The organism is Phenylobacterium sp. (assembly GCF_041919955.1).
GTDB lineage: Bacteria > Pseudomonadota > Alphaproteobacteria > Caulobacterales > Caulobacteraceae > Phenylobacterium.
On record NZ_JAYRSU010000012.1, the window covers coordinates 26,640 to 50,336 of the forward strand.

Consider the following 23,697-nt stretch of genomic DNA (forward strand, 5'->3'; position numbering starts at 1 on the left):
ACAACTCAAGGCTCGTCCTTGTAGATGCCGACGCTCAGCGGGCGGCCGTCGGCCATGCTGGCGCGGTACATGCCCGAGGTGTTGTAGCTCCAGGCGATCTGGCCGTCGGGAGCCACGGCGATGATTCCGCCGTCGCCGCCCAGCGCCGTCAGCTTCTTCTGCACCACCTCGTCGGCCGCGGCCTGTAGGCTCATGCCCTTCAGCTCGACCAGGGCGCAGACGTCGCGCGCCACGGTCAGGCGGATGAAGTACTCGCCCGTCCCGGTCGCCGAGACCGCGCACGAGGCGTTCGACGCGTAGGTGCCGGCGCCGATGATCGGGCTGTCGCCCACGCGGCCCCAGCGCTTGCCGGTCGTCCCGCCGGTCGAGGTGCCGGCCGCCACGTTCCCGTGGCTGTCCAGGGCGACCACGCCGACCGTGCCGTGCTTGCCCTCGTCGTGGGCCAGGCCCTCGGCCGGGTCCGGCTCCTTCGCGCCGGCGGGCTTGGCCGGAACGGGCAGGTTGTTGGCCTTGGCGAAGTTCTCCAGGCTCTTCCAACGGCGCTCGGTGAAGAAGTAGCTGGGATCGACCTGCTCCAGACCCTGGGCCTTCGAGAACGCGTCCGCCCCGGCCCCGATCAGCATCACGTGCGGCGACTTTTCCATCACCGCGCGGGCCAGCGAGATCGGGTGGCGCGTGCGGGTCACGCCCGCCACCGCACCGGCTTTCAGGGTCTTGCCGTCCATCATCGCCGCGTCCAGCTCGTTGCGGCCCTCGGCGGTGAAGACCGCGCCGCGCCCGGCGTTGAACAGCGGATCGTCCTCCAGCAGGTGGATGGTCGCCTCGATCGCGTCCATGGCGCTGCCGCCGTCCTTCAGCACCTTGGCGCCGACTTCGGTCACCCGGGTCATGGCGGCCCGATAGGCCTTCTCCTGCTCGGGCGTCAGGTGGCTGCGCTCGATCACGCCGGCGCCTCCGTGCACGACGATGGCCCATTTCGGCGCGGCTTGGACGGGATTGGTCATGAGCAAAGCGATCGCAGCGGCAAGAGCGAGGACGCGCATGGTTCCTCCGTGGAAGGTTCGGGCAGGCCCGCGGGTTTTTCGTAGAAAGCTGGACCGGCGCGGGCCGGTCCATGGGGCATGCCATTGCCCCAGCCCGCGGACGGAGACAAGCGCCCTCTCGCCTGCTAGCAAGGCGCAAATCGCAAGTCGGGGCGCCATGTTTCGCAAGATGTACGACTGGGTGATGGGCTTGGCCGGCTCGCGCCACGCCCCCGCCAGCCTGGCCGTGGTGTCCTTCGCCGAGAGCTCGTTCTTCCCGATCCCGCCGGACGTGATGCTGGCGCCGATGGTCCTGGCCCGCCCGGACCGCGCCTTCGTCTACGCCGGCATCTGCACCGCCGCCTCGGTGATCGGCGGCCTGCTCGGCTACGCCATCGGCTTCTATCTCGAGCCCGTCGGCATGTGGCTGCTGACCCTGATGGGCCATCCGGACGGCAAGGCCGCGTTCGAGGCGTGGTTCGCCGACTGGGGCCTGTGGGTGATCCTGATCAAGGGCGCGACGCCGATCCCCTACAAGCTGGTGACCATCACCGCGGGCCTCGCCCAATTCTCGCTCGTCACCTTCATCTGGGCCTCGGTCCTGACCCGCGGCCTGCGCTTCTTCGCCGTGGCGGCGATCCTGAAGTACTTCGGCCCCGCCATGCTGGCCGAGTTCGAAAAGCGCATGGCGCTCTACGGCACGCTGGGCGTCCTTGCCCTGGTTGCCCTGGTGGTCGCCGTGAAGATGCTTACCTAGGCTTGGGACGGCGCAGCTTTTGAGGTCATATCGACGGCGATGAGCGCGTTCCTCAAACCCTTCCTCCAGCGCTGGCGGCTCTGCGCCCTGGTCGCTTCGCTCGCCATGCTGGCCATCGCCCATGCGTTCGAGACCTTCGGCGGCCTGGCCCCCTGCACCCTCTGCCTGCGGGCGCGAGAGGTCTATTGGGTCGCCGCGGGCCTGGCCCTGGCCGGTATGCTGATCACGCGCATGCGCGGCGGCGAGAAGTTCCGCTGGGCCTTCGACGGCGCGCTGGGCCTGGTCTTCGCCGCTGGCGTGGCCCTGGCGGTCTACCATGCCGGCGCCGAGTGGAAGTTCTGGCCCGGCCCCACCTCCTGCTCCGGCGGCGGGGCGGGCGCGGTCAGCGCCGGTCAGATGGCCGATCTGCTGCAGGGCGCCAAGATCAGGCCGCCGGCCTGCGACAAGGCCGCCTGGGTGTTCCTCGGCCTGTCCATGGCCGGCTGGAACGCCCTGGTGTCGCTGGGGCTGACCGTGCTCAGCTTCATGGCGCTCGCCGACGAACGGAGACCCACCCGATGAGCGGCAAGCCTCTCCCTCCGCGCCCCGGCATGGGCGCGACCGGCCAGCGGCTGGCCGAGATCCTGCGCGTCGACCACGCCGGCGAATTGGGCGCGGTCCACATCTATCGCGGCCAACTCGCCGTGCTTCGCGCGGGCAAGGGCCGCGAGCGCATCGCGGGCCAGCTTGCGGAGATGGAGGCCGACGAGCTCGACCACCTCACCCGCTTCGACAAGCTGCTCAACGAGCGCAAGGTGCGACCCACCGCCATGGCCCCGCTCTGGCGGGTCGCCGGCTTCGCGCTCGGCGCCGGCACCGCCCTGTTGGGCGAGAAGGCGGCCCACGCCTGCACCGAGGCCGTCGAGGACGTGATCGAGCAGCATTACGCGGGCCAGATCGCCGAACTGGAAGGCCGCGAGCCAGAGCTCGCCGCCGAGTTGACCAAGTTCCGCGACGAGGAGATCGCCCACCGCGACCATGCGCTGGAAGAAGGCGCACGCGAGGCGCCGGGCTATCCGCTGCTGGCCGCCGTCATCCGCGCCGGCTGCCGCGCCGCCATCAGGATCAGCGAGAAGATATGACCGACGAAGAGATCGTCGCCCTGCGCCGCGCCGCCGAGGCGCCTGTGAGCGCCTCGATGGCCGACCTCTCCCGCGTCGCCGACGACCTCTCCGCCGCCTTCGCGACCGATCCGGTCTTCAACTGGTTCCTGCGCGACGACAGGCGCCATGCCTCCGCCCGCCTCAAGCTCTTCCACCTGCTGATCGGCATGGGCCTGGCCGATGGCCAGGTCACGCGCCCGGCCACCGGGGGCGCGGCGGCGATCTGGCTCCCCTCGGAGAGCCTCGGCCCCACGCCCCTTCTGCAGGAACTGCGCGCGTTGCCGACCCTGCTGCACGCCACCGCCATGCGCCGCCTGCCGCGCATGGCCGCCCTGCGCGCCATGATGGACGCCCATCACCCGAAGGAGCCGCACGCCTATCTGTGGTTCCTCGGCGTGCGTCCCGAGGCGCAAGGCCACGGCGTCGGCTCGCGCCTGCTGGCCGCGGGGCTCACGAGCGTCGACGCCCGCGGCCTGCCCGCGTATCTGGAGTCCTCCAACGAGGCCAACGTGCCGCTCTATCGCCGCCATGGCTTCGAGGTGGTCGAGGTGCTGCGCGCGAGGCCCGACGCCCCGCCCATGTGGGCCATGTGGCGGCCGGCCCAGGCGCCGGAGTGATCCTTCTCTATCTGGTGGTGATCAACCTGATCGCCTTCGCGGCCATGGGCTGGGACAAGTCCAGCGCCGTGCGCGGCGTCGAGCGGATTCCCGAACGCACCTTGCTGACCCTGGCTGCCGTGGGCGGCTCGGTGGGCGCGGTCGCGGCCCAGCAGGTCTTCCGTCACAAGACCCGCAAGCAGCCCTTCGCGAACTGGCTGCTGACGATCGTGGCGCTGCAAGCGGTCGCCGCCGTCTGCCTGATGGCCATGTTCGTCCTGGAATAGCGGCGGCTACTGCGCGGCCGGGTTCTGGGTCTGCGAGGCGGTGGCCGGCGCCGGTTCTCCCGCCCGCTCTTCGAGCTGGGTGCGCGATCCCGTCGAAAGCCGGTTCGGGCTGGTCAGGAATACGACGATCAGCACGGCCAGGGCCAGGCCGACGATCCAGAAGATCGCCTTGCGTCCGCCCGGTTTGCTGTCGATGCGCGGCGCCTTTGCGCCGGCGCGGCCATCGTCCACGCCCGGCGCAGAATCGGCGGCGTTGGTCAGGGTGTCTCTCGGGTTCGCCATAAGGAGCTCTCCAATGGCCCCCTTGCCGCCAACTTCCGGCCTGCGCGCCCGGTTCCTAAGCCTCCAGTTCGATGTCCCAGTAGAGGTAGTCGAGCCAGCTTTCGTGCAGGTGGTGCGGCGGGAAACGGCGACCGCGCTCCTGCAGCTCGTGGGCGGTCGGCCGCCGCGGCTTGTGGAACGGGTGCATGTTCGCCTCGTGCGGGGTGCGCCCGCCCTTCATCAGGTTGCAGCGCGCGCAGGCGGTGACGATGTTCTCCCAGGTCGTGCGCCCGCCGCGCGAGCGCGGCACCACGTGGTCGAACGTCAGATCGTCCGGTGCGGTGCAGTACTGGCAGGTGAAGGCGTCGCGCAGGAAGAGGTTGAAGCGCGTGAAGGCCGGCGGACGGTCCTGAGGCACGTAATGCTTCAGCGAGACCACGCTGGGCAGCTTCATCGCGAAGGATGGCGAGTGGACTTCCTGGTCGTAGGTCGACACCACGTCGACGCGATCCAGGAACACCGCCTTGATCACCTCCTGCCACGGCCAAAGCGACAGGGGATAGTAGCTGAGCGGACGGAAGTCGGCGTTCAGCACGAGGCAAGGCCAGCCGGAAGGCGGGCGGCTAAGCACCTGCATGGCCGGTCCTCCGGGTGAGCCCCAGGGCTCTTATGTCGTACGCGTAGAGACTGAAGACAGGCCCCCTTTCGCGATCCGAGCGCTCGGCGAATCGACCTTGGGGCCAACTCCCGCAGCAGGGGAATTATAGGCCGATTTCCACGACAGCTCCATGAAATGAAGCCGGGCGGCTCCGTCCGGAGATCACTTTTCGCCGGACGGAGGCGCTTGGGCGGACATCAGGCGCCGACGACGGCGGTGGCGCCGGCCAGGCTCAGGCTGATGAAGACGAAAGCCACGGCGACGGTGGCGTCGAAGAAGCGGCCGAGTTGGGTCAGAGCAGTCATGTCAGTCATTCCTTTGTGGGTCCGGTGCGGCCCTCCGCCGCCCCGCGTCCATCTGGACAATGTTTAGATAGCAAGCCATCTGAACGATGTACAGATTCATTTTACAATGTACGCCATGCAAAAATGCATATCGACGTTCTTGGGAAATCCAGAGGGCGCGCAAAGGAAAAGGGGCCGGAAAAATCCGGCCCCTCGCAGGAAGGCTCGATAAACTGGAGAGGGTCGGGCGTTACGCGCCAACCACAACCGTAGCCGCCGCCAGGCTGACGCTGAGCGCGATCAGCACGACCGGAGCGATGCGGTCGAAGAGCCGTTCGAAATGGGTGAGACGAGCGAGAGACATGACACACACCTTTCAAGTTGGACCCTCGGGGGAGCGAGGGCGTTATCTATTTGAACAGCGCTAAGATAACACCGATCTGAACGCCGTCAAGATGATCTTTACGCCGTCCAGATTCAGATTTAGAGTGAACGGTATGAAGGAAACTGCCGCCGCCGAGAACCGGCCCTATCACCACGGCGACCTGCGCCGCGCGCTGATCGACGCCGCCCGCCGCCTGCTGGAGACCGAGGGCCCCACCGCTCTGTCCCTGCGCGCGGTCGCGCGCGAGGCCGGGGTCAGCCCGGCGGCGCCTTATCACCACTTCAAGGACAAGGGCGAACTGCTCGACGCCGTCGCGCACGAGGGCTGGGACATGCTCAACGCCCTGATGACGGAGGCGCGCGCCCGCCAGACCTCGGTGCGCGACAAGCTGACTTCGCTGGGCGTGGCCTATGTCCGCTTCGCCCGCGACAACCCGGCGCTCTACCGGGTGATGTACGACTGCTCGCGCGACAAGGACAGCTTGCCCGAACACGTCCACGCCGAGAACGACAGCGCCTACTGCCAGGTGCGCGACACGCTGGTCGAGGCCGGCGCCGCGCCCATGGACGAGCAGGAGTTGGAACTGGCCACCACTGCGGCCTGGTGCGCCGCCCACGGCCTGGCGGAGATGTTCTCGTTCAAGCAGTTCGATCACCTGAAGGACGCGCTCGGCGGCGACGAGGCGTTCCTGCGCGGCGTCTTCGAGCACATGGGCATTTTCGCGCGCACCGCGCCCGACTAAAGCTGTTCGGGTGTTCGTCACCCGCTTCGCCCCCTCCCCGACCGGCTACCTGCACCGCGGCCATGCCTTCTCGGCCCTGACCGCGTTTACGGCCGCACGCGCGGCGGCAGGGCGCTTCATCCTGCGCATCGAGGATATCGACGCCACCCGCTGCCGGCCCCAGTTCGAAGAGGCGATCTACGAGGACTTGGCTTGGCTGGGGATCGAGTGGGAAACGCCTGTCCGCCGCCAGTCCGACCATCTCGACGACTACCAGGCGGCTCTAGCCGCCCTGACCGCCGATCATCTCACCTATCGCTGCTTCAAGACCCGCAAGGAGCTTGCCCAGGCCGCGGCCAGCGCCCCGCACGGCGCAGCCGAGGCCTATCGCGGCGCGCCCTTGTCCGCCGAACAGGAAGCCGCCCGCCTCGCCGCCGGCGATCCCTTCGCCTGGCGTCTGTCGCTCGACGCCGCCGAGACCGCCCTGGCTGGCCGCCCTCTCAGCTTTCTAGAAGAAGGCGTCGGCCCGAACGGCGAGCAGGGTGAAATCCGCGCCGACCCGGCCCTCTCGGGCGGCGACATCGTCCTGGCTCGCAAGGATGTGGGCGTCGCCTATCACCTGGCCGTCGTCGTCGACGACGCCCTGCAGGGCGTGACCCACGTGATCCGCGGCCAGGATCTCTTCGAGGCGACCCATGTCCAGCGCCTGCTCCAGGCCCTGCTCGACCTGCCGACGCTGACCTATCGCCATCACCGCCTGCTGACCGGACCGGACGGCCGGCGCTTCGCCAAGCGCGATCAGGCCGAAACCCTGCGCGACCTGCGCGCCCGCGGCGTCACACCCGCGCAGTTGAAGGCGGAGATGGGCCTTGAGTGATGCATCGCGCGATCCCGCTGGCGGCCGCGCCCTGGCGGTCCTGGTCTTCGGGGCGGCGGTCATCGGCCTCGCCCCCATCCTGGTGCGTCTGTCCGACGCTGGCCCGGCCGCCATCGGCTTCTGGCGCGTCGGCTTCGCCCTGCCCCTGCTGGGGCTGCTGGCCCTCAAGAGCGACGGCGGGGTCGGGCCGCCCAACCGCTTCGCCCTGGCCGCCGGCCTGGCCTTCGCCTGCGACCTCGGCTTCTGGCACTACAGCATCCACTTCACCTCGGTCGCCAACGCCACGGTGCTGACCAACCTGACCCCGGTGGTGGTCACGGCGACGGCGTGGATCTTCCTCAAGCAGCGGCCGGCCAAGCTGTTCGTCGCCGCAGTCGCCCTGGCGGTGGCTGGGGCCTGGATGATGGCGGTCGGGCGCGGAGCTCACGCTGCTGGCGCCAACCCGCCCCTGGGCGACGCGCTCGCCCTCACCACGGCCTTTTGGTACGCGCTCTACTTCCTGGCCATCAGCGCGGCGCGCCGCTCAACCGGAGCCACTCGGGTGATGTTCTGGTCTAGCCTGGCCAGCGCCCCGGCCCTGCTGGTCGCGGCCCTGGCCTTGGGCGAGCCGATCTTTCCCTCCGGCCCCGGCGGCTGGGCGGCCCTGGTCGGGCTGGGCGTCATGCACGTCGCCGGACAGGGTTCGATCGCCTGGGCGCTCGGACGCTTGCCGCCCGCCACCGCCTCGGTCGTGGTGCTGATCCAGCCAGTGGTCGCCGCCATCCTCGGCTGGCTGCTGTTCGCCGAGGCCCTCGGCCCTATCCAGGCCCTCGGCGGCGCCATGGCCCTCGCCGGCGTCGTCCTGGCCCAGGCCGCCTCGCGGAAGTCACGCCCCGCGGGCTAATGCGATGCGTGATGCTCGGCGTTGCGCTTGCGGGTCGCGGCCGCCTTCTTGGCCGAGGCCGAGCGCGCCGCGGCGGATCGATGGGCCGAAGCCTCGCCGCCCTTCTTGCCGCCCTTGTGCGCGGCCGGATGGCCGGTGCGCTTGCCGCGGCCCGATCCACCTGGCGCCTTACCGCCGCCGTCATCCTTGTTGACGGTGGCCCAGGCCCGCCGCTCGGCCTCCTTCTCGGACACGCCTTTGGCCTCGTAGCCTTCGGCGATGTGGTCGGCCTTGCGTTCCTGCTTGTCGGTGTACTTGGACTTGTCCCCTCGGGGCATGGTCGCTCTCCTCTGATACTGGAAAGCCAACCCGCCCCGCTCCGGCGAAGTTCCTAGGGCCTAGCTCAGGGCGTAGGCGACTCGCGCAGCCTCGATCGCCGCCAGCTTGGCGTGGAAGGCGCTCCAGTCGTCGCGCTCGGTGATCGGCGCCCAGATGGCCTCGATTTCGTCGTAGAGCAGTTCCTGCGGCTCGGGTCCGGCGAAATAGGGGTCGGCCAGCCGCCCCGGCCGCTCCGCCTCAAACCCTTTCAGCAACTCGCGGAACGCGGTGAACGTCTCGCCCGCATAGATGTCGCCGCGCACCGAGCCCAGCGCGCGGGCCTCGTCGCCACAGAACCAGTCGAAGAAGAACGGTTCCCAGCGCAGCCGGTCTCCCCCTTCGGCGATGGCGCGGAAGAGCGCGTTGGCGAAGGCGACCTCGGCCGCCTCCTCGCCGCGCCTCAACCCCAGGCGGTTCAGCAACGCCCCGGCCAGCTCGCGCCGATAGGCAGGGCCGAAGCCGTTCAGCGCCTCGACCAGCGGGTCCTGCTCGGTGACCAGCGCCAGGCAGCCGGCCAGTTGCTGCAGGTTCCAGAACACGGTTTCGGGCTGACGGCCGAAGCTGTAGAGCCCGGCGGTGTCGAAATAGGCGGCCGTGAAGTTAGGATCGTTGTGCGGCAGGAACCGGTAGGGCCCGTAGTCGAAGCTCTCGCCCGTGATGTTCATGTTGTCGGTGTTCAGCACCCCGTGCACGAACCCAGCCGCCATCCACCGCGCCGTCAGCCGTGCGGCCCTGGCGGCGACCGCGGCCAGCAGCGCGGCGGGGCGGTCGGGCGCGTCGGCCAGCTCGGGGTAGTAGTAGGCGATCACGTGGTCGATCAGCCGCGCGATCCGGTCCTTCTCCTGGAAGTAGGCGTGGCGCTGGAAGGTGCCGAAGCGGATATGGCTGTGCGACAGCCGCACCAGCACGGCCGAACGCGTCGGGCTTGGCTCGTCCCCGCGATAGAGTTGCTCGCCGGTCTCGATCAGCGAGAACGAGCGCGAGGTCGGCACGCCCAGCGCCTCCAGCATGGCGGTGGCCAGCACCTCGCGCACACCGCCCTTCAGGGTCAGCCGCCCGTCGCCCTGACGCGACCATGGCGTCTGGCCCGAGCCCTTGGTCCCGAGCTCCAGCAGGCGGCCCGTCCCGGCCTCGCGCATCTGGGCGAAGGTGAACCCGCGGCCATCGCCGAGGTCGGGGTTGTAAACGCGGAACTGGTGGCCGTGATAACGCATGGCCAACGGTTGGGGCAGGTTGCCGGTCAGCGGCTCGAAACGGCCGAAATGCGCCGTCCACTCGTCGTCGCTCAAAGTGTCCAGCCCGAGGGTCCGCGCCGCGCGATCGTTGCGGAAGCGCAGGAAGGTCATCGGGAAATCGGCCGGCTCGACGGGATCGAAGAAGTCGGGCCCCAGTTCCTGGACGTGCGGCTCGGGGCGGTAGTCGGGCGAAACGGGCATGGCTCTCAGATGCGCGATCACATCGGCGCCAGCAACGTCCGATTGACGTATTTCGCACGCACCGCCCATGCTAACCGAGGCCATGGCGCGCAGACTGACCCTCGATTTCCTGAAGACCGAGACTGCCTCGGGCGTGATCCTGACCACCGCGGCCCTGCTGGCCGTGGCCCTGGCGAACTCGCCGTGGGCCGACCACTACTTCGCCTTCATCAAGCACGAGATCACGATCCAGGTCGGGGCCTTCGCCGAGACGAAGCCGGTCTACCGGTGGATCAAGGAAGGCCTGATGGCGATCTTCTTCTTCGTCGTCGGCCTTGAGATCAAGCACGAGATCCTGCGCGGCGAGCTTTCCAATCCCAGGCGCCTGGCCCTGCCCGTCCTGGCCGCTATCGGCGGGATGGTGGCGCCGGCGGGCGTTTACCTGCTGGTCAACGCGGGCGCCGGCGGCGCGCCGCAGGGCTGGCCCACGCCCACCGCCACCGACATCGCTTTCGCCCTGGCCGCCCTCGCGGTGGCCGGACCGCGCCTGCCGCCGTCGCTGCGCATCTTCCTGCTCACCCTCGCCATCGCCGACGATCTCGGCGCCGTGGCGCTGATCGCCATCCTCTTCACCTCGGACGTCAACCTCTACGCCCTGGGCGGAGCGGCCGCCTGCATCGGCGTCATGGCGTTGATGTCCCAGTGGAAGAGCGCGCCCTATCTCTTCTACGCGGCCTTCTTCGCCCTGGCCTGGGCCTTCTGCCTGAAGAGCGGCGTCAACACCTCGCTGGCTGGGGTGGCCGCGGCCATGACCGTGCCGATCGACCCGCGCAAGCCGGGTCACGAGGGGCCGCTCAAGCATTTCATGGAAAGCCTGCACCCGTACGTCGCCTATCTGATCCTGCCGCTCTTCGCCTTCGCTGCGGCCGGCTTCTCCTTCGCGGGCCTGTCGCTCGGAACCCTGCTCTCGCCGGTGCCGCTGGGCATCGCGCTCGGCCTCTTCCTGGGCAAGCAGATCGGCGTGTTCGGCTTTTCGGCCGCGGTCATCGGCCTCAAGCTCGCCCGCCGCCCGACCGGCGCAAAGTGGCTGGAGCTCTACGGCGTCGCGCTGCTCTGCGGCGTGGGCTTCACCATGAGCCTCTTCATCGGCGGCCTCGCCTTCGACCCGCATGACACTACTGCCCAGACCGAGGTGCGCATGGGCGTCATCGCCGGCTCGATCCTCTCGGCCGTGGTCGGCATGAGCGTGCTCGCCTTCGCCCAGCGCCAGCGCAACGAAGTGCAAGACTAGGGCTCGCTCTCCGGCGTAGGCTGCCCGAAAAGCTCGGGAGGACAGCGCATGGCTAGGGACGTCGCCGAAGGATTCACCCACGACCGCTTCGGCAAGGTGCGCGAGGCGTTCGAGGCCAATCTCGCCGGCGGCGCCGATGTCGGCGCCTCGTTCTGCGCCACCCTCGAAGGCGAGACCGTCGTCGACCTTTGGGGCGGATGGGCCAACGAGGACGAGGGCCGTCCGTGGGAGCGCGACACCATCGTCAACGTCTACTCGACCACCAAGACGATGACCGCCCTGACCGCCCTGCTGGTCGCCGACCGCGGCGAGCTCGACTTCGACGCCCCGGTCGCCCGCTATTGGCCCGAGTTCGCCGCCGCCGGAAAGCAGGACGTGAAGGTCAGCCACCTCATGAGCCACTCGGCCGGCCTGTCGGGCTGGAAGGAGCCGCTGACCAAGGAAGACCTCTACGACTGGGACAAGGCGACCTCCCTCCTCGCCGCCCAGGCGCCGTTCTGGGAACCGGGCACGGCCAGCGGGTACCACGCCCTGACCCAGGGCTATCTGGTCGGAGAGGTCGTGCGCCGCATTACCGGCAAGTCGCTGGGCACGGTTTTCCGTGAGGAGATCGCTGGCCCCCTGGGCGCGGACTTCCACATCGGCCTGCCGGCGTCGGAGGACCATCGGGTGGCCGACCTGATCGCGCCGCCCCCCGGCGCCTCCATCGCCGACCGCTCCGAGAGCGAGCTGCAGAAGAACATGTCGGGCAACCCGCCGATCGACGTCGCCGAGACCCGTACCCGCGCCTGGCGCGGCGCCGAGATTCCCGCCGCCGGGGGCACGGGGAACGCCCGCTCGGTGGCCCAGGTCCACGTCATCCTCGCCAATGGCGGGGTCGCCCAGGGCAAGCGCTTCATGTCGGAGGCGGGCTGCCGCAAGGCGCTGGAGGTCCAGATCGAGGGCCAGGACCTGATCCTCGGCATGCCCGCGCGCTTCGGCATGGGCTTCGGCCTGGCCGGCGCCATGCCGCTGCCCAATCCCAACACCATCTTCTGGGGCGGCTATGGCGGCTCGCTGGTGATTATCGACATGGACGCCCGCACCACCTTCGCCTACGCCATGAACAAGATGGCCCCGACCACCACCGGCGACATGCGCGCCTTCGGCCTGGCCATGGCGATGTGGGAAGCGATGGGGGCGATCTAGACCAGCCCCGACGCCCAGGCGCTTTCGCCTCTGGCCGCGGCGACCACCCGCACCTCGCCCGCGAACCGCGCCACGCTTTCCACCGTCTGGATGAAGTCGGGCGCGTCCGGGTCGGCGCTCTGGCTGACGATGACCGCGTCCACCGCAACGCCGCGGGCGCGCAGGGTCTCCAGCGCCGTCAGGGTGTGGCTGATCGCCCCGAGATACGAGCCGCCGACCAGCACCGCCGGCAGGCCCAGCGCCATCATCAGGTCCAGACAGGTGCCGTCCTCGGCCATGGGCGACATCACTCCGCCCGCGCCCTCGACCAGCATCAGGTCGGCGTCGCTCGCCGCCAGCCCCGCCCGGCAGAACGCGACCAGCCGCGAAATCCGCAGGTCCACGCCCTCCAGCCGCGCGGCCATCGGCGGCGACAGCGGGGCGGCGAACCGCAGCGGCGCGATCTCGTCCAGCGCCACGTCGGTCAGCTCACGCCCCATGGCGTCCAGCAGCCGGCCAGGGTCGCTGTCGCTCCAGTCACCCGGGTCTATGCCGCTGACCGCCGGCTTCAGGGCCGCGACGGACAACCCCTTGGCCCGCGCCGCCCGCAGCAGGGCGCAGGCGGCCCAGGTCTTGCCGACATCGGTATGGGCGCCGGAAACGAACAGCGCGCGCATCAGCCGCCCATCAGCGGGCGCACCGCCGCCGCCAGACGATCGATCTCCGCGTCGGGGTGCCCCGCGGTGAACGCCACCCGCAGCCGCGCCGTGCCGGCCGGCACCGTCGGCGGACGGATCGCCACCACCAGGAAGCCCTGGTCCTCCAGCGCCCTGGCGGCGGCCAGGGTGCGTTCGGCCTCGCCCAGCACGATCGGAACCACCGCGCTGGTCGCCTCGGGCAGGTTCAGCGCCCGGGTGAAGCGCCGCGCCTTGGCCAGCACCGCGGTCACCCGCTCGGGCTCGGCGGCGATGACGTCCAGGGCCGCGGCGGCGGCGGCGGCGTTGGCCGGCGGCAGGCCGGTCGTGTAGACCACCGTGCGCGTGCGGGTCTTGATGAAGTCGATCACGGCCTTGCTGGCGCAGACATAGGCGCCGTAGCCGCCCAGCGCCTTGGAGAAGGTGCCCATGGCCAGGTCGACCTTCGCGCCTGGGAACATCGCCGCGGTCCCGCGCCCCTCGCCGACCACGCCCAGCCCATGGGCGTCGTCCACCAGCAGCCAGGCGTCGTGCGCCTGGGCCAGGGCGCTGATCTGGTCCAGCGGCGCCACGTCGCCGTCCATCGAGAACACCCCGTCCGTGGCGATCAGCGCCCGCTCGGCCTCACCCCGGTGCAGGGCCAGCTTCTGCGCCAGGTCGGCCAGGTCGTTGTGGCGGAAGGCCACGATCCTGGCCCGCGACAGCTGCGCGCCCGACCAGATGCACGCGTGGGCCAGATCGTCGACCAGGACCAGGTCGCGCTCGCCGACGAAGGTCGGGATGACGCCGCTGTTGGCCAGGTAGCCTGAGCCGAACACGCAGGCCGCTTCGGCGCCTTTGAGGGCCGCCAGCTTGGCCTCCAGCAGGCCGAAGATCGGATTGTCGCCGGTCACCAGTCGCGAGGCGCCCGAGCCCGCGCCATGCTCCTCCACCGCAGCCACCGCCGCGGCCTTCACCGCCGGATGGTGCGAGAGGTTCAGGTAGTCGTTGCACGAGAACGACAGCAGCCGCCGCCCATTCCGCTCCACCCACAGCCCGTCCAGGCGCTGGGTCGGAACCAGGGTGCGCTTGAGGCTCTTGGCCTCCAGCGCGGCGAGTTTGCCTTGGGCGAACGCGGTGAGACTATCTGACACGGCGTGCGGTATGCACGAGGCCGCCGTTCCGTTAAAGCCGCCCGTCATGACAATTCCGACACCGGCTTTCTCCACGCCCGACTGGCTTTCACAAGGGGCCTGCAACGTCTGGCGCCCCTACTGCCAGATGAAGACTGCGCCGGCTCCCATGGCGGTAGCCAAGACCCAAGGCGCCAGCATCGTGCTGGAGGACGGCCGCGAACTGGTGGACGGGATCGCCTCGTGGTGGACAGCCTGCCACGGCTACAACCACCCCCACATCCGCGCCGGCGTCCAACGCCAGCTCGAGCTCATGCCGCACGTGATGTTCGGCGGCCTGGCGCACGAGCCGGCCTATCGCCTGGCCCAGCGCCTGGCGGCCTTGCTACCCGGCGACCTGGACCACGTGTTCTTCGCCGAAAGCGGCTCTGTCTCGGTCGAAATCGCCATGAAGATGGCGCTGCAATACTGGATCAACCGCGGCGTTGCGGGGCGCACTCGCTTCCTCAGCTTCAAAGGCGGCTATCACGGCGACACCCTGGCCACGATGACCATCTGCGATCCTGACGAAGGCATGCACAGTCTGTTCGCCGGGGTCATGCCGGCCCAGATCGTCACCGACCTGCCGACCGACGCCGCCTCCGAAGCCGCCCTCGACGCGCTGCTGGGCGAGAAGGCCGGCGATATCGCCGCCGTGATCGTCGAGCCGCGCGTGCAGGGCGCGGGCGGCATGCTGTTCCACTCCGACGAGGTGCTGCGCACCCTGCGCCGGCTCTGCGACAAGCACGACGTGCTGCTGGTCTTCGACGAAATCTTCGTCGGCTTCGGCCGCACGGGCGACCTCTTCGCCTGCGAGGGCTCGGGCGTCACGCCCGACATCGTCACCCTGTCCAAGGCCCTGACCGGCGGCACCCTGCCGCTCTCGGCCGCCATCGCCCGCACCCCGGTCTTCCAGGCCTTCTGGTCGGACGACGCGGGCGCGGCCCTGATGCACGGTCCGACCTATATGGCCAATCCCCTGGCCTGCGCGGCCGCGAACGCCAGCCTCGACCTCTTCGAGACCGGCGCCTGGAAGGCCGACGTCGCCCGCATCAACGCCGCCCTCGCTGAAGGTCTCGCCCCCTGCCGCGCTGCGCCAGGGGTCGTCGACGTCCGCACCCTGGGCGCCATCGGCGTCGTCGAGTTCGACCACCCGGTCGAGAGCGGCCCGCTCTGCATGGCCTTTGTCGAGCACGGTTGCTGGATCCGCCCGATGGGCAAGGTCGTCTACCTGACCCCGCCCTACGTCACGACCGACGCCGAACTCGCCCAGCTCACCGGTGCGATCCGCAAGGTGCTGCTGAACAACTAGGTGTCATCCCGGTTTCGGCCGCAGGCCGAAAACCGGGATGACACGCAAGACTTCAGCCGATGGCCGCCTTCAGCGCCGCGGCGGTTTCCTTCACCGCGTCGTGCACGGCCGGCGAGACGTCCGGCATGATGTAGAAGTCGTGCACCAGTCCGGCGTACTCGACATGGGTCGCCGAATTGCCCGCCGCGGTCAGCCGCGCGGCATAGTCGCGCCCCTCGTCCTTCAGCGGGTCGAACCCGGCCGTCACCACCAGGGCCGGCGGCAGGCCGGCCGACAGCCTGGCCTTGCCGAGGAAGGCGCGGGCCTCCTGCGCGTGGCCAAGCGCAGCCAGAGACTTGTCGAACCAGGCGATCGCGGCCTTGGTCAGGATGGGGCCGTCCAGCGCCTTGCGCGAGGCCGTCTCCTCTTCCGGCCAGATGCCCGGATAGAGCAGCAGCTGGAAGGCGATCTTCCGCTTGGGGTCGCCCTTCAGGTCGATGGAGACCGAGGCCGCCAGGTTGCCGCCGGCCGAGTCGCCGCCGACCGCGATCCGCGTCGGATCGATTCCCAGCTCGCCCGCATGGTCGAAGGCCCACTTGGTCGCCGTCAGGGCGTCGTCGTGCCCGGCCGGGAACGGATGCTCCGGCGCCAACCGGTAATCGACGGCCAGCACCCGCACCCCCGCCAGCGCGGCCAGCCGCCGGCAATGGCCGTCATGGGTCTCAAGGTCGCCGATGGTGAAGCCGCCGCCGTGAAAATAGACGAGGCCCCCGCTCGGGGTCTTGGCGTCCGCGGGCGTATAGAGCCGCGCGGGAATGGGACCCGCCGCGCCGGCGACCTCAAGGTCCTTGGCGGCGACGTCCTGGGGCGGGCTCTGATCGGCCGCCTTGCGCTGCATCTGGTAGCCCATGCGGATCATGGCCGGCGGCACGGCGTCCAGCGGCGGCGCATTGGCGGCCTGCTCGGCGGTCGCGTCGATCATCGCCTTGAAGTTCGGGTCCAGCATGGGTCTTCCTCCTCCCTTGGGCCGGCGTTGCGGCCCTTCACCGCCCGCGGGCGGCGTATGTCGCTTAAGCAAACGGGCCGGCAGAGCATCCCCTGCCGGCCCGCTCAGTCATTGCCTTTTCGGCGGCCTTACTCGGCCGCTTCCTTCGGCGCGTAGCCCAGGACGGCCTTGGTCTCCAGGAACTCGTGGAAGCCGTAGTCGCCCCACTCGCGCCCGTTGCCGCTCATCTTGTAGCCGCCGAACGGCGCAGTCAGGTCGCCGCCGCCGCCGTTGATCGACACCTGGCCGGCGCGCAGCTTGGAGGCCACTTCGCGGGCCTTGGCCAGGTCCGCGCCGTTGACGTAGGCGGCCAGGCCGTACTCGGTGTCGTTGCCGACCTCGATCGCCTGCTCGAGGGTCTCGTAGCCGAGGATCGACAGCACCGGGCCGAAGATCTCTTCCTTGGCGATGGTCATGTCGTTGGTGACGTTCGCGAAGACGGTCGGCTTGACGTAGTAGCCGGTTTCCAGGCCTTCCGGCTTGCCGACGCCGCCGGCCACCAGGGTCGCGCCCTCGTCGATGCCGGCCTGGATCAGCTTCTGGATCTTGTTGAACTGCACCTCGGAGACAACCGGACCAAGTTGGGCGTTGCCGTTCGGGTCGCCGACCGTGACCTGGGCGGCCGCTTCCTTGGCCGCGGCGATCGCCTCGTCCATGCGCTTGCTGGGCACCAGCATGCGGGTCGGAGCGTTGCAGGACTGGCCGGAGTTGACCATCACCGTCTTCACGCCGGCCGCGACGCTCTTCGACAGCACGTCGTCGTCCAGCACGATGTTCGGGCTCTTGCCGCCCAGTTCCTGCGACACGCGCTTGACGGTCGGCGCCGCGTTCTTGGCCACCTCGATGCCGGCGCGGGTCGAGCCGGTGAACGAGACCATGTCCACTTCCGGGTGGCTCGACAGCGGCACGCCGACGCCGATCCCATCGCCGTGGACCAGGTTGAACACACCGGCCGGCACGCCCGCCGCATGCATGATCTCAGCAAAGATATGGCCCGAGAACGGCGCCACTTCCGACGGCTTCAGCACCATGGTGCAGCCGGTCGCGATAGCCGGCGCCACCTTGCAGACGATCTGGTTCAGCGGCCAGTTCCAAGGGGTGATGAAGCCGCAGACGCCGATCGGTTCCTTGACGATCTTGGTCGGGCCGCGATCTTCCTCGAACTTGAAGTCCTTGAGGATGGCGGCGGCGGTGCCCAGGTGGCCCATGCCGATCGGGACCTGCGCGCGTTGAGCCAGCGAGGCCGGGGCGCCCATTTCCTCGCTGACGGCCGTCGCCAGGTCGCCGAAGCGCTTCTGGTACTCGGCCAGGATGCGATTCAGCACGTCCAGGCGCTCTTCGCGGCTGGTCTGCGACCAGCTGGCGAAGGCCTTCCGGGCGGCCTTGACGGCCTTGTCCACGTCGGCGGCGCCGCCGAGCGAAATCTTGCCCGCGACCTGCTCGGTCGCCGGGTTGATGACGTCGAGCGTCTTGGACTCGACCGGGTCGACCCATTGACCGTCGATATAGAACTGCAGGTACTCGCGCATGGCGTCCTCCCGGAGGCGTTCGTTTAGGTTCTTGGCGCGCCGACGAGATCCCCGACGGCTTCAAACAAGCATTTTAGTGATCAACGATAACTGGGGAAGCCCCCAAAGCCGTTCAACCCGTCGAAACCTAGTCCCCAACGGGCCTGGCGGATTATTTACATCATAAATCTATCGTCGCAAGCATCCCCGTCAGCCCGCCTGATGCACATGCGGCTGGCCGGCGACGGGACTACGCCCCTTCAGCACGTATCCGGCGCGGATCGAGCCGATATAGAGGTCCTTCAGGTCGCTCCCGCCCCAGGTGACGTTGGTCGGGTGGTTGACGATCTCGCCGGTCGGGTCGTGCAGCACCGTCACCACCTCGAGCTCGGGCGTGATCGCCACGATCTTGTCGGCGCCCGGCAGGCAGACCCAGAGATTGCCCTCGGCGTCCAACCCGATTCCGTCCGTATAGCCGAGGTCGGCCTTGGCGACCGGCTCGCCGCCCGGCGCCTGCAGTTTGCCCAGCACCGGCCCATAGCGGCCGCCTGCGCCCAGGGTCCCGCCCTCGTGGATCGGGAAGCGGACCACGTCGGCGCCGCTGGTCTGCGCACAGTAGAGGTAGCGCTCGTCCGCCGAGAGGGCCAGGCCGTTGGGAAACCTCAGGCCCTCCGCCACCACCGCGCTCGATCCGTCGGGGCGCAGCACGAAGATGAAGCCGTCGGGGCGCCCGTCCAAGGCCTGCGGCCAAGTCTCGGCGTGGGTGGAGTTGGCGCACCAGATGTTCCCCGCGCTGTCCACCACCGGATAGTTGGCGCTGGTCAGCCGGCGCCCGCCGACCTCGCTCAGCAACGTCTCGTGCGCGCCGCTGGCCGGGTCGAACCGCTGCAACGGCCCGTCCTGACGGTCGTAGATGCCGAAATTGGCGATCAGCACCCGTCCCTGGCGATCCATGTTGATCCCGTTGGGGGCGCCGCCCTGCGGTCCCATCCGCGTGAACGATCCGTCCGGGAGGATTTCGGCCACCGCGCACTGGTGATCGGAGGCGAAGACCCGGCCGTCGCGCCCCACCACCACGTCCTCCGGACGGTCGATTCCGATGGCGACCTTGGTCAGGTCGCCGGGCGCGATGGGCGACAGCGGCATGGCGTTTCCTCGGGCGGGCTTTTCTTTGACCGCGACCATGGCCCGCCCGAACGCCGATGTTCAAGGAGAGTCTATACCCCGGTGGTCGGGCCGATGCCCTGGCCGTCTTCGGGGAAGCTGGTCCACTTTTCCTGCTTCTCGCGCGCCTCGCGCCTGGCCTGGAAGTCGTTGGCCCGGGACATCAGGGCTTTCGCCTCCTGGCCCAGCCGCGCGAAGTCCGATTCCGGCGGCGCCGTCAGGATCGTCGGATGGAAGAGCTCGATGTCGTGCAGCAGTTTGCCGAACTCTTCGTCCTCGGCCGTTCCGTGGGCCGGCGGGTGCTCCAGAAGGTCCGCGACCCGCTGAAGGGCCGCCTCGAAGGACTCCTGGTCTTTGATCATCTTTGTGCTCCTGCCGTCGGGCGAAGCCCCAGGGCGACGCCCCGACAAAGCAAAGCCTGAAACCGCGGGCGGTTCCCTCAGCCCTTGCGGTCCATCCCCGCCCGCTCTAAAGCCGGTCGCACAAAGCCGGAGCTTTTCATGACCGCGATCCTGACCATCCTCGCCTTCATCGTCGTCATCGGCGCGCTGAACTTCTTCGAGTTCGGCCGGATCGACTAAGCCGTCTTGGCTGCGACCACCCGCGGGGCTGCGCTCGTCACCGGCGGTTCGCGCCGGATCGGCCGGGCCCTGACCCTGGCGGCGGCCGAAGCCGGCTACGACGTCGCCATCCACGTCCGCCAGGTCGACGACGACGCCCAGGCCGCCGCGGCGGACGTCCGCGCCCGCGGCCGCAAGGCTTCGATTCACGCCTGCGATCTGCGCGACGAAGGCGCCACCGCGCCCCTGATCGGCGACGCCGAGAGCGAACTCGGCCCCGTCACCCTGCTGGTCAACAGCGCGTCGGTCTTCGAGGACGACAGCTTCGCCTCCATGAACCGCGCCTCCTGGGATGCGCATCTGGAGACCAACCTGCGCGCGCCCTTGGTCCTGGCCCAGGCCTTCGCCCGGCGACTGCCCGCCGACCGCATGGGCCTGATCGTCAACATCCTCGACCAGCGGGTCTTCGCGCCGGCTCCCGACTTCTTCAGCTATTCGCTCTCCAAGAGCGCGCTCTGGACCGCCACCCAGATGCTGGCCCAGGAACTGGCCCCCCGCATCCGCGTCAACGGCATAGGTCCTGGCCCCACCCTGCCCTCGATCCATCAGGACGGCGGCGATTTCGACGACGAAGTTTCGACCACCCTGCTTAAAAGAGCGGTCGACCCGGCCGAGATCGGCCACGCTCTGCGCTATCTGATTGACGCAAGGTCAGTGACGGGCCAGATGATCGCCGTCGATGCGGGCCAGCATCTGGCCTGACACAGCCTTCCGCCGGAACGGAGCGCCCTTGGTTCTTCCCTCCCTGCAAGACAACTCGCCGCAGGCCCCTTCGCCCGAACCGCAAGGGCGCGTGGTCATGACCAAGATCTTCGTCACCGGCCTGAAGGTCGAGGCGCAGATCGGCGTCTATGCCCACGAAAAGGGCAAGGGACAGCCGCTGGTCGTCGACGTCGAGCTCGACGTGCCGATCTCTGGCGCCACACGCCTGGCCGACACGGTCAACTACGAGAGCGTCGGGGAAGCCGCCCGCGCCATCGCCGCCGAGGGCCATATCCTGCTGGTCGAGGACTTCGCCGAGCGCCTGGCCCGCGCGTGCCTCGCCGATCCGCGCGTCACCCGCGCCCGCGTGCGGGTGGAAAAGCCTCAGGCCTTGGCGCCCCACGCCGCCGCCGCCGGCGTCGAGATTACGGTGGTCCGCGGCTGAACCCACCCCGGCCGGCATTCATGAACGCGAATTAAACTGGCAATTGCGCGCGACGGGGCCACATTTCGTTCAGAACTTTCCTCTTGGGAGACTGAATTGAGCGAAACCAACCCCTCCGTCGTGACGAGCGAAGACCGCACGCTGCCCGCGGTGGTCTACGGCCTCTATCTGCTGGGGCTCGTCAACGGCCTGACCATTCTGGTCGGTCTGGTCATCGCGCACATGAACCGCGACACGGCCGGCCCGGTCATGCGCAGTCACTACACCTTCCTGATCCGCACCTTCTGGATCGGCCTGGCTGTGTTCCTGGGCCTGGGCGTCCTGATCGGGATCAGCGCCATCCTGTCGATCGTGCTGGTCGGCATTCCCTTCCTGATGCTGTTCCTCTTCCTGTGGGGCGCGGTCGGGGTGTGGTTCGCCATCCGCTGCGTGGTCGGCCTGATCTACCTGTCCCAGGGCGAAGCCTATCCGCGCCCCGACACCTGGTTGATTTGACGGCAAAGGCCGCGCCGTCCGCGCAAAACGACGGCGCGGCCTTACGCCGCCGGGTCATTTCCCATACCGCCCCCTGGACCGGCCCCCTCGCGTTTGGCAGCATGCCGCCTCGTCGACGCTTGGGGGGCGACGGCGCGGGGGGATTCGTATCCTCGTTCACGGACCGGCGCTGCTGCGGGGGAGCGCAAGAAGCGACGTCCGGCGACGAGGCGGGAGGGCGGATCCCCCCATCGCCATCCCAAGACCAAGAAAAATGCCGCCCGGATCGCTCCGGGCGGCGTTTTCCTTACCTCGATCACCCGCCAGGTCAGGCCGGAGTCAGCTCGCGGCGCACCATCCGGGCATAGTCGTCCGCCAGGCCCAGCGACAGCGCGCCCGGCGTGAACCTGTACTCGCCGATCTGGCCGACCGGTGTCACCTCCGCGGCGGTGCCGACCACGAAGCACTCGGTGAAGCCTGCCAGTTCCTCCGGCTTGATGTGGCGCTCGACCACCTCGATGCCCTTGGACTTGGCCAGCGCAATCACCGACTGGCGGGTGATGCCGTTCAGGAAGCAGTCCGGAGTGGGGGTGTGCAGCGCCCCGTCCTTCACGAAGAACACGTTCGAGCCGGTGCTCTCGGCGATGTAGCCGCGATAGTCGAGCATCATCGCGTCGGTGTAGCCGTCCTTCTCCGCCGCGTGCTTGGAGATGGTGCAGATCATGTAGAGACCGGTCGCCTTGGCGTGCACCGGCTCGGTCTCGGGCGAGGGGCGCTTGTACTTGGCCCAGCACATGCGGATGCCCTTGGCGCGCTCCTCGGGGCTGAAATAGCTCGGCCAGTCCCAGACCGCGATCGCCACGTGGATCTTGGTGTTCTGGGCAGAGACGCCGATCATCTCCGACCCGCGCCAGGCGATCGGGCGGATATAGGCGTCGGTCAGGCCGTTCTTGGCGCAGGTGTCCTTGCAGGCCTGGTCGATCTCGGCCACCGTGAACGGAATTTCGAAGTCCAGGATCTCCGCCGACTTGAACAGACGCTCGGTATGCTCGGTCAGCTTGTAGATCTCCCCCCCATACATCCGCTCGCCCTCGAACACCGCCGAGGCGTAGTGGAGGCCGTGGGTCAGTACGTGCACTTTCGCCTCGCGCCAGGGCACGAATTGGCCGTCCAGCCAAATCCATCCGTCGCGGTCGTCGAAGGGCACTAGGGACATGAGGGAAAGTCCTCCTTTCAATAGGGCCCCCTTACAGCCCCCCGCAGGCCCCGCGTCAAACAAAATGGGTTTCCGATTGTAATGAGCGCCGCCGATCCCCGGCTGATCCTGCGCGAGGATGAACTCGACGCCGGACTGGAACTTCTGCTGCTCGCCGAAGCGGCCGTCTGGGAGGCGGTGGACGCGGGCTTGGCCGCCCAGGAGGGGCTCGGCCTGGGCCGCTCGCACTGGCGCGCGGCCTTTCTGCTCAAGCGCCGGCCAGGGGTCGGGGTGCAGGAGCTGGCCCACCTCACCAGCCTCTCGAAACAGGCCGCCAGCAAGGTCCTGGCCGACCTCGAGGCGCGCGGCCTGGTCGCCAAGGTCGCCGGCGATCTCGACGGCCGCCGCCGCGCCGCCACCCTGACCGAGGCGGGCCAGGCCTTCGAGGGCGCCATATCCGAGCGCTTGCGCGCCCTCGTCGCCCGGTCTTATCGGATGGGCGGCCTGGACGGCGTCGCCGGCTCCAGGCGCATCCTGTCGGCCCTGGCCGGCGGACGGACCAAGAGCGGAGGCGCCTGATGGCCGCAGTGGAGAGTGCCGATCGTCACCTGCTGGTGGTGGATGACGACGATCGCATCCGCGACCTGCTCAAGCAGTACCTCTCGCGCCATGGCTTCCGCGTCACCGGAGCGCCCGGCGGCGCGGCCGCCCGCAGCCTGCTCGACACTATCGACTTCGACCTGGCCGTCTTCGACGTGATGATGCCGGGCGAGGACGGCTTCTCGCTCACCCGCTGGCTGCGCGAGAAGAAAGGCGCAGCCGGCCGCACCCCGGTGCTCATGCTCACCGCCCGCGGCCTGGCCGAGGACCGCATCGAAGGCCTGAAGCTCGGCGCCGACGACTACCTGGCCAAGCCCTTCGAGCCCGAGGAGCTGCTGCTGCGTATCGAGGCGATCCTTCGCCGCGCCGACGCGCGGCCCGCGGCGGCCGGGGGCAAGGCCCTCTCGCTCGGTGCGTGCAGCTTCGATCTCGAGCGCGGCGAACTCAGCCGGGACGGCGTCCCGGTCCGCCTGACCGAGGCCGAGGTCGCGCTGCTCAAGCGCCTCGCCCGCAGCCCGCACGAGCCGGTCGATCGCCTTGAGTTGGCCCGTGAGACGGTCGACCCCTCCGGCCGGGCCGTCGACGTGCAAGTCACCCGCCTGCGCCGTAAGATCGAGAGCGATCCCAAGACGCCGCGATATCTGCAGACAGTCCGCGGCGTCGGCTACCTCCTGGCGCCCGATTGATGACGAACGCTCACGTCC

29 protein-coding genes are annotated in these 23,697 nt (G+C 69.1%); 17 read left to right on the plus strand and 12 right to left on the minus strand.

The window, feature by feature from the left end:
• Positions 1 to 5: 5 nt before the first annotated feature.
• A complete protein-coding gene (locus tag ACE3T2_RS11575; RefSeq protein ID WP_374657431.1) occupies positions 6 to 1,043 on the minus strand; it encodes an isoaspartyl peptidase/L-asparaginase family protein in 1,038 nt (345 codons plus the stop codon).
• A gap of 157 nt (positions 1,044 to 1,200) precedes the next feature.
• On the opposite strand from ACE3T2_RS11575, the gene ACE3T2_RS11580 reads away from it, so the two are divergent.
• Genes ACE3T2_RS11580 through ACE3T2_RS11600 form a run of 5 tightly spaced genes read left to right on the plus strand, consistent with a single transcriptional unit; the run spans position 1,201 to position 3,804 of the window.
• A complete protein-coding gene (locus tag ACE3T2_RS11580) occupies positions 1,201 to 1,779 on the plus strand; it encodes a YqaA family protein (protein WP_374657433.1) in 579 nt (192 codons plus the stop codon).
• Positions 1,780 to 1,818: 39 nt separating this feature from the next.
• Positions 1,819 to 2,340 carry a disulfide bond formation protein B gene (locus ACE3T2_RS11585; RefSeq protein ID WP_374657435.1) on the plus strand — a complete coding sequence of 174 codons (522 nt, stop codon included), beginning with the start codon at positions 1,819 to 1,821 and terminating at the stop codon, positions 2,338 to 2,340.
• Positions 2,337 to 2,900 carry a demethoxyubiquinone hydroxylase family protein gene (locus ACE3T2_RS11590; RefSeq protein WP_374657437.1) on the plus strand — a complete coding sequence of 188 codons (564 nt, stop codon included), beginning with the start codon at positions 2,337 to 2,339 and terminating at the stop codon, positions 2,898 to 2,900. Before ACE3T2_RS11585 ends, ACE3T2_RS11590 begins: the two co-directional genes overlap by 4 nt.
• Positions 2,897 to 3,538: a GNAT family N-acetyltransferase gene (locus ACE3T2_RS11595; RefSeq protein ID WP_374657439.1), complete on the plus strand. Its 642-nt coding sequence runs from the start codon at positions 2,897 to 2,899 to the stop codon at positions 3,536 to 3,538. The genes ACE3T2_RS11590 and ACE3T2_RS11595 overlap by 4 nt, the downstream gene beginning before the upstream one ends.
• Positions 3,535 to 3,804: a DUF1294 domain-containing protein gene (locus ACE3T2_RS11600; RefSeq protein ID WP_374657441.1), complete on the plus strand. Its 270-nt coding sequence runs from the start codon at positions 3,535 to 3,537 to the stop codon at positions 3,802 to 3,804. The genes ACE3T2_RS11595 and ACE3T2_RS11600 overlap by 4 nt, the downstream gene beginning before the upstream one ends.
• A gap of 6 nt (positions 3,805 to 3,810) precedes the next feature.
• Here ACE3T2_RS11600 and ACE3T2_RS11605 read toward each other — a convergent pair whose 3' ends face one another.
• Positions 3,811 to 4,086 (minus strand): hypothetical protein, encoded by a 276-nt coding sequence (locus ACE3T2_RS11605; RefSeq protein ID WP_374657443.1) that lies wholly within the window; start codon positions 4,084 to 4,086, stop codon positions 3,811 to 3,813.
• A 55-nt stretch (positions 4,087 to 4,141) separates the two neighbouring features.
• Positions 4,142 to 4,702 (minus strand): HNH endonuclease, encoded by a 561-nt coding sequence (locus ACE3T2_RS11610; RefSeq protein WP_374657445.1) that lies wholly within the window; start codon positions 4,700 to 4,702, stop codon positions 4,142 to 4,144.
• An 802-nt stretch (positions 4,703 to 5,504) separates the two neighbouring features.
• On the opposite strand from ACE3T2_RS11610, the gene ACE3T2_RS11615 reads away from it, so the two are divergent.
• The 3 genes from ACE3T2_RS11615 to ACE3T2_RS11625 are packed head-to-tail and all read left to right on the plus strand — an operon-like array spanning position 5,505 to position 7,873.
• Positions 5,505 to 6,134 (plus strand): TetR/AcrR family transcriptional regulator, encoded by a 630-nt coding sequence (locus ACE3T2_RS11615; protein WP_374657447.1) that lies wholly within the window; start codon positions 5,505 to 5,507, stop codon positions 6,132 to 6,134.
• Between the two features lie 10 nt (positions 6,135 to 6,144).
• Positions 6,145 to 6,990 (plus strand): tRNA glutamyl-Q(34) synthetase GluQRS, encoded by an 846-nt coding sequence (gene gluQRS, locus ACE3T2_RS11620; RefSeq protein ID WP_374657449.1) that lies wholly within the window; start codon positions 6,145 to 6,147, stop codon positions 6,988 to 6,990.
• Entirely contained in the window at positions 6,983 to 7,873 is an 891-nt protein-coding gene (locus ACE3T2_RS11625) for a DMT family transporter (protein WP_374657451.1), read from the plus strand. The genes gluQRS and ACE3T2_RS11625 overlap by 8 nt, the downstream gene beginning before the upstream one ends.
• On the opposite strand, the gene ACE3T2_RS11630 is transcribed toward ACE3T2_RS11625, so the two are convergent.
• Together ACE3T2_RS11630 and ACE3T2_RS11635 are read right to left on the minus strand one after the other, a co-directional pair.
• Positions 7,870 to 8,190, minus strand: a complete 321-nt coding sequence (locus ACE3T2_RS11630) for a plasmid stabilization protein (RefSeq protein ID WP_374657453.1) — start codon at positions 8,188 to 8,190, stop codon at positions 7,870 to 7,872. The genes ACE3T2_RS11625 and ACE3T2_RS11630 overlap by 4 nt on opposite strands.
• A 60-nt stretch (positions 8,191 to 8,250) precedes the next feature.
• Complete coding sequence (locus ACE3T2_RS11635; RefSeq protein WP_374657455.1) at positions 8,251 to 9,666, minus strand: protein adenylyltransferase SelO; 1,416 nt, start codon at positions 9,664 to 9,666, stop codon at positions 8,251 to 8,253.
• A gap of 82 nt (positions 9,667 to 9,748) precedes the next feature.
• Between ACE3T2_RS11635 and nhaA the strand changes: the two genes are divergently transcribed.
• Both nhaA and ACE3T2_RS11645 read left to right on the plus strand, forming a co-directional pair.
• The gene (gene nhaA / locus ACE3T2_RS11640) at positions 9,749 to 10,936 is read left to right on the plus strand and encodes a Na+/H+ antiporter NhaA (RefSeq protein ID WP_374657457.1); all 1,188 of its coding nucleotides are present in this window, start codon (positions 9,749 to 9,751) and stop codon (positions 10,934 to 10,936) included.
• Between the two features lie 48 nt (positions 10,937 to 10,984).
• A complete protein-coding gene (locus tag ACE3T2_RS11645) occupies positions 10,985 to 12,124 on the plus strand; it encodes a serine hydrolase domain-containing protein (protein WP_374657459.1) in 1,140 nt (379 codons plus the stop codon).
• Here the strand turns inward: ACE3T2_RS11645 and bioD are convergent.
• Positions 12,121 to 12,780, minus strand: a complete 660-nt coding sequence (gene bioD / locus ACE3T2_RS11650) for a dethiobiotin synthase (RefSeq protein ID WP_374657461.1) — start codon at positions 12,778 to 12,780, stop codon at positions 12,121 to 12,123. The genes ACE3T2_RS11645 and bioD overlap by 4 nt on opposite strands.
• Positions 12,780 to 13,979 (minus strand): 8-amino-7-oxononanoate synthase, encoded by a 1,200-nt coding sequence (gene bioF / locus ACE3T2_RS11655; protein ID WP_374657463.1) that lies wholly within the window; start codon positions 13,977 to 13,979, stop codon positions 12,780 to 12,782. Before bioF ends, bioD begins: the two co-directional genes overlap by 1 nt.
• Between bioF and ACE3T2_RS11660 the strand changes: the two genes are divergently transcribed.
• On the plus strand, positions 13,978 to 15,261 hold the full coding sequence (locus ACE3T2_RS11660) for an adenosylmethionine--8-amino-7-oxononanoate transaminase (protein ID WP_374657465.1): 1,284 nt from the start codon (positions 13,978 to 13,980) through the stop codon (positions 15,259 to 15,261). The two genes, bioF and ACE3T2_RS11660, sit on opposite strands and share 2 nt — an antisense overlap.
• Positions 15,262 to 15,313: 52 nt before the next feature.
• Here the strand turns inward: ACE3T2_RS11660 and ACE3T2_RS11665 are convergent, their stop codons facing one another.
• From ACE3T2_RS11665 to ACE3T2_RS11680, 4 genes are all read right to left on the minus strand, one after another.
• Complete coding sequence (locus ACE3T2_RS11665) at positions 15,314 to 16,246, minus strand: alpha/beta hydrolase (RefSeq protein ID WP_374657467.1); 933 nt, start codon at positions 16,244 to 16,246, stop codon at positions 15,314 to 15,316.
• Positions 16,247 to 16,374: 128 nt separating this feature from the next.
• Positions 16,375 to 17,814 carry an aldehyde dehydrogenase family protein gene (locus ACE3T2_RS11670; protein ID WP_374657469.1) on the minus strand — a complete coding sequence of 480 codons (1,440 nt, stop codon included), beginning with the start codon at positions 17,812 to 17,814 and terminating at the stop codon, positions 16,375 to 16,377.
• Positions 17,815 to 18,003: 189 nt separating this feature from the next.
• A complete protein-coding gene (locus tag ACE3T2_RS11675; RefSeq protein ID WP_374657471.1) occupies positions 18,004 to 18,939 on the minus strand; it encodes an SMP-30/gluconolactonase/LRE family protein in 936 nt (311 codons plus the stop codon).
• Between the two features lie 71 nt (positions 18,940 to 19,010).
• Positions 19,011 to 19,319 (minus strand): hypothetical protein, encoded by a 309-nt coding sequence (locus tag ACE3T2_RS11680; protein WP_374657472.1) that lies wholly within the window; start codon positions 19,317 to 19,319, stop codon positions 19,011 to 19,013.
• Positions 19,320 to 19,403: 84 nt separating this feature from the next.
• Between ACE3T2_RS11680 and ACE3T2_RS11685 the strand changes: the two genes are divergently transcribed.
• The 4 genes from ACE3T2_RS11685 to ACE3T2_RS11700 all read left to right on the plus strand — a co-directional run bounded on the left by ACE3T2_RS11685 (position 19,404) and on the right by ACE3T2_RS11700 (position 21,219).
• Positions 19,404 to 19,538 carry a hypothetical protein gene (locus ACE3T2_RS11685; RefSeq protein ID WP_374657474.1) on the plus strand — a complete coding sequence of 45 codons (135 nt, stop codon included), beginning with the start codon at positions 19,404 to 19,406 and terminating at the stop codon, positions 19,536 to 19,538.
• A gap of 6 nt (positions 19,539 to 19,544) precedes the next feature.
• Positions 19,545 to 20,279, plus strand: a complete 735-nt coding sequence (locus ACE3T2_RS11690) for an SDR family oxidoreductase (protein ID WP_374657476.1) — start codon at positions 19,545 to 19,547, stop codon at positions 20,277 to 20,279.
• Positions 20,280 to 20,376: 97 nt separating this feature from the next.
• Positions 20,377 to 20,724, plus strand: a complete 348-nt coding sequence (gene folB, locus ACE3T2_RS11695; protein ID WP_374657478.1) for a dihydroneopterin aldolase — start codon at positions 20,377 to 20,379, stop codon at positions 20,722 to 20,724.
• A 96-nt stretch (positions 20,725 to 20,820) separates the two neighbouring features.
• On the plus strand, positions 20,821 to 21,219 hold the full coding sequence (locus ACE3T2_RS11700) for a DUF4870 family protein (RefSeq protein ID WP_374657480.1): 399 nt from the start codon (positions 20,821 to 20,823) through the stop codon (positions 21,217 to 21,219).
• A gap of 307 nt (positions 21,220 to 21,526) precedes the next feature.
• Here the strand turns inward: ACE3T2_RS11700 and ACE3T2_RS11705 are convergent, their stop codons facing one another.
• Complete coding sequence (locus tag ACE3T2_RS11705) at positions 21,527 to 22,414, minus strand: branched-chain amino acid aminotransferase (protein ID WP_374657482.1); 888 nt, start codon at positions 22,412 to 22,414, stop codon at positions 21,527 to 21,529.
• Between the two features lie 81 nt (positions 22,415 to 22,495).
• Here ACE3T2_RS11705 and ACE3T2_RS11710 point away from each other — a divergent pair, with 81 nt between their 5' ends.
• Both ACE3T2_RS11710 and ACE3T2_RS11715 read left to right on the plus strand, forming a co-directional pair.
• Positions 22,496 to 22,972, plus strand: a complete 477-nt coding sequence (locus ACE3T2_RS11710; RefSeq protein WP_374657484.1) for a MarR family winged helix-turn-helix transcriptional regulator — start codon at positions 22,496 to 22,498, stop codon at positions 22,970 to 22,972.
• Positions 22,972 to 23,679, plus strand: a complete 708-nt coding sequence (locus tag ACE3T2_RS11715) for a response regulator (protein ID WP_374657486.1) — start codon at positions 22,972 to 22,974, stop codon at positions 23,677 to 23,679. Before ACE3T2_RS11710 ends, ACE3T2_RS11715 begins: the two co-directional genes overlap by 1 nt.
• Positions 23,680 to 23,697 lie beyond the last annotated feature (18 nt).

Excerpts from the sequence above, each read along its gene's own strand:
- ACE3T2_RS11575 (WP_374657431.1), bottom strand. The coding sequence starts at position 1,043 with ATGCGCGTCCTCGCTCTTGCCGCTGCGATCGCTTTGCTCATGACCAAT.
- ACE3T2_RS11580 (WP_374657433.1), top strand. The coding sequence starts at position 1,201 with ATGTTTCGCAAGATGTACGACTGGGTGATGGGCTTGGCCGGCTCGCGC.
- ACE3T2_RS11585 (WP_374657435.1), top strand. The coding sequence starts at position 1,819 with ATGAGCGCGTTCCTCAAACCCTTCCTCCAGCGCTGGCGGCTCTGCGCC.
- ACE3T2_RS11590 (WP_374657437.1), top strand. The coding sequence starts at position 2,337 with ATGAGCGGCAAGCCTCTCCCTCCGCGCCCCGGCATGGGCGCGACCGGC.
- ACE3T2_RS11595 (WP_374657439.1), top strand. The coding sequence starts at position 2,897 with ATGACCGACGAAGAGATCGTCGCCCTGCGCCGCGCCGCCGAGGCGCCT.
- ACE3T2_RS11605 (WP_374657443.1), bottom strand. The coding sequence starts at position 4,086 with ATGGCGAACCCGAGAGACACCCTGACCAACGCCGCCGATTCTGCGCCG.
- ACE3T2_RS11610 (WP_374657445.1), bottom strand. The coding sequence starts at position 4,702 with ATGCAGGTGCTTAGCCGCCCGCCTTCCGGCTGGCCTTGCCTCGTGCTG.
- ACE3T2_RS11615 (WP_374657447.1), top strand. The coding sequence starts at position 5,505 with ATGAAGGAAACTGCCGCCGCCGAGAACCGGCCCTATCACCACGGCGAC.
- ACE3T2_RS11630 (WP_374657453.1), bottom strand. The coding sequence starts at position 8,190 with ATGCCCCGAGGGGACAAGTCCAAGTACACCGACAAGCAGGAACGCAAG.
- ACE3T2_RS11635 (WP_374657455.1), bottom strand. The coding sequence starts at position 9,666 with ATGCCCGTTTCGCCCGACTACCGCCCCGAGCCGCACGTCCAGGAACTG.
- nhaA (WP_374657457.1), top strand. The coding sequence starts at position 9,749 with ATGGCGCGCAGACTGACCCTCGATTTCCTGAAGACCGAGACTGCCTCG.
- ACE3T2_RS11645 (WP_374657459.1), top strand. The coding sequence starts at position 10,985 with ATGGCTAGGGACGTCGCCGAAGGATTCACCCACGACCGCTTCGGCAAG.
- bioD (WP_374657461.1), bottom strand. The coding sequence starts at position 12,780 with ATGCGCGCGCTGTTCGTTTCCGGCGCCCATACCGATGTCGGCAAGACC.
- ACE3T2_RS11660 (WP_374657465.1), top strand. The coding sequence starts at position 13,978 with ATGACAATTCCGACACCGGCTTTCTCCACGCCCGACTGGCTTTCACAA.
- bioF (WP_374657463.1), bottom strand. The coding sequence starts at position 13,979 with ATGACGGGCGGCTTTAACGGAACGGCGGCCTCGTGCATACCGCACGCC.
- ACE3T2_RS11665 (WP_374657467.1), bottom strand. The coding sequence starts at position 16,246 with ATGCTGGACCCGAACTTCAAGGCGATGATCGACGCGACCGCCGAGCAG.
- ACE3T2_RS11670 (WP_374657469.1), bottom strand. The coding sequence starts at position 17,814 with ATGCGCGAGTACCTGCAGTTCTATATCGACGGTCAATGGGTCGACCCG.
- ACE3T2_RS11675 (WP_374657471.1), bottom strand. The coding sequence starts at position 18,939 with ATGCCGCTGTCGCCCATCGCGCCCGGCGACCTGACCAAGGTCGCCATC.
- ACE3T2_RS11680 (WP_374657472.1), bottom strand. The coding sequence starts at position 19,319 with ATGATCAAAGACCAGGAGTCCTTCGAGGCGGCCCTTCAGCGGGTCGCG.
- folB (WP_374657478.1), top strand. The coding sequence starts at position 20,377 with ATGACCAAGATCTTCGTCACCGGCCTGAAGGTCGAGGCGCAGATCGGC.
- ACE3T2_RS11705 (WP_374657482.1), bottom strand. The coding sequence starts at position 22,414 with ATGTCCCTAGTGCCCTTCGACGACCGCGACGGATGGATTTGGCTGGAC.
- ACE3T2_RS11710 (WP_374657484.1), top strand. The coding sequence starts at position 22,496 with ATGAGCGCCGCCGATCCCCGGCTGATCCTGCGCGAGGATGAACTCGAC.
- ACE3T2_RS11715 (WP_374657486.1), top strand. The coding sequence starts at position 22,972 with ATGGCCGCAGTGGAGAGTGCCGATCGTCACCTGCTGGTGGTGGATGAC.